Genomic DNA, 2,348 nt, shown 5'->3' with positions numbered 1-2,348 from the left:
CGGCGCCCCCACCGAGCCGTACCACTCCCGCCGCTGCCGTCGGGTGCGGAACTGGTGGTTCGCGTAGACGCCGACGGCCGCCGGCAGACCGAGAGCCAACGGCACCCAGACCAGGGCCGGCCAGCCCAGGCCGAGTCCGAGCACCAGCGGCACCATCGCGGCGATCAGGCCGATGGCCCCGATCCGGGACAGTTCTTCGCTGTTCATGCGAGTGTCTCCTCAGCGCGTCGGTCGGCCCCCAGCGGGCACAGACCCTGCGCGCGGTTGATGTGGTGGTGGAGAGCGCGGGCCACGTGGGTCCGCTGTGCGGTGTTCCCCTCGGCTCCCGCCCGGCCCAGCGCCCACCGCCGGGCGGTGAGGTAGAGCGGGTTTAACGCAGCCGCCTCCTCGGCGGCGTCCACCAGGACCGGGAGGAGCGGTTCGCGCCGCGTGTCCTCCGCCACCGCCGCGAGCCAGTCCGATGCCGAGGGCTCCCACCCGGACTCCGGTTCGTGGGAGAGGACCAGCGCCCAGCAGCGCACCAGGTTCTGCCGAACTTGGGTCTCCGCGAGCAGTGGGCGGGCGCGCCCACGTGGGTCGGTGAGCCGGCGTGGTTCGGCGACCCGGAGGAACAGCTGGAGGTCGCCGTGCAGGTGGGGGCCGCCGGTGCCCAGCTCCGAGGACAGCCGGTCGAGGAGGCGGCGCAGGAAGCGGTGGTCCTCCGCGAGGGTGTGCAGCGCGTCCCTGGCCGAGGCGACGACGTCGTCCTCCTGGTGCCGGGTGAGGTGGTGCAGGCGGACCAGGGCCTGGTCGGGGTGGTCGGGCACGATGGCCTCGACGCACAGCCGGATCAGGACCTGGGCGAGGTCCTTCGGCAGCTCCCTGTCCCGGGACCACTGGTAGATCTTCTGCCGGAAGCGCCACCCGGCGCGTTGGTCGGACAGCCCGTGGTCCAGTGCTCGTCCCACCTGCGGGAGCAGCGGAGGGGGACGCCGGGACTCGCCGCGATCAGCCCAGTACCGCACGAGGGAGAACAGGCCCTCCCAGTCCTCCGTGCTGATGCACTGCTTGGCGAAACGGGTGACCACGAGGTCGCGGTCCCGCCCGGTGAGGCCCTGGAGCCGCAGGGTGGAGTCGATCCAGTCGCGGAACTCGCGGCGCAGCTCCGGGAAGTACCGCCAGAAGTGGGTGAGGACGGCGGACCCGTAGGCGAGGGTGGAGAACCCGGTGACCCGACCGTCCTTGGTGACCGCCTTGACCGCCGCCAGCCGCTCGGCGAGGTCGGCGCGTTCGAGGACGTGGGTCTCCTCGGGCGGGTAGCGGAGTTTCGCGAGGAGGCCGGCCGCCGCGTGGTGCACGGGTTCCAACCTGGCTCCCTCCAGCAGCGCGGCGGCGAGGAGGAGCGCCCGGAAGTGGGCGGAGGGGTTGCGGCGTACCTGCTGAGCGACGTCGTCCCCATGCCCGTCCAGGGCGTTCAACGCCTGCCCGAGGAGCTTTCCTAACGGCAGGTCCGCCGAGGCCCGGTGCTGGGCATCCCGGACGAGCTGGGCCAACTTCGCGAGCTGGCGCATGGGATCGGACGTGAAGTGGGAGCGCAGTCGAGGATCGTCGAGGTCCGCGTCGGAGAACGCGATCCCGCCGGCCCGCAGGTGGCTCGCGAGCACGGCTCGCGCGTTGGGGCGTCCCAGCGTGACCAACAGCGGCCGTGACTCGTCCCGCATCTGGGAGAGCTGGTCCTCGTTGAGGACCACGACCAGGCGGGCTTGCCGGTCCCGGAGCGTGGTGCGGAACGAGTCCAGCCAGGACAGCAGCTCGGCCGGGTCGTCCGGTGGTCGGCTGGCCAGGTCCCACAGCAACCGTTCTCCCGGCTGGATCGCATCCGGGTCGAGGACCTCCTTCGGGTCGAGGGCCGCCCCCTCCGCCTCGGAGGAGCTTGCCGGGAGCTCCCGGTAACGGGCGCGTTCGTCGTCGTCGCGGTGCAGCAGCATCTGCGCGGCGCTGCGCCGGCCCACCCCGGCCGGGCCGGTGAGCAGGACCATGCCCTCCAGCGCCAGCCGGTCCGCCGCCCGGGCGTGGTTGGGCGGTGCGACGAAACGGTCCGCCAGCTGGCGCAGGTGGTCCCGGCTGATGTGCCGGGGGTCGTGGCTGATGCCGACCCGCCCGTCCGGCCGGATCACGAACATCGTGCCGTTGTTGACCAGGTCCGCGTGGTTGTGCACCTCGTCGCCGTAGGTCTGGTGGGTGCCGCCGTGGTTGTGGCCGATCAGGGTGGCGCCGTCCCCGGTGATCCCCTGGCCGCCGTCGAAGGCCGGCGCGGCCGGCGGCGGCCCGGGGGGTGCCGGTGCGGCGGTCGCGTCGCCCGCCGGCCT

Annotated in this window: 1 protein-coding gene and 1 pseudogene; both read right to left on the bottom strand. The window is 73.1% G+C overall.

The genetic code is table 11. The features are described 5' to 3' along the window. Positions 1-207, bottom strand: a pseudogene (locus ACTIDRAF_RS0225375) (hypothetical protein); the annotation flags it as partial. Next, positions 204-2,348: hypothetical protein (locus tag ACTIDRAF_RS0225370; RefSeq protein ID WP_016701455.1), on the bottom strand; the 2,145-nt coding region annotated here is incomplete at its 5' end. The pseudogene ACTIDRAF_RS0225375 and the gene ACTIDRAF_RS0225370, both read right to left, overlap by 4 nt.

This window comes from Actinoalloteichus spitiensis RMV-1378, from assembly GCF_000239155.1.
GTDB classification, from domain to species: domain Bacteria; phylum Actinomycetota; class Actinomycetes; order Mycobacteriales; family Pseudonocardiaceae; genus Actinoalloteichus_B; species Actinoalloteichus_B spitiensis.
The sequence above is the reverse complement of the archived record's forward strand: the minus strand, read 5'-3'. Positions and strand labels throughout refer to the sequence as shown.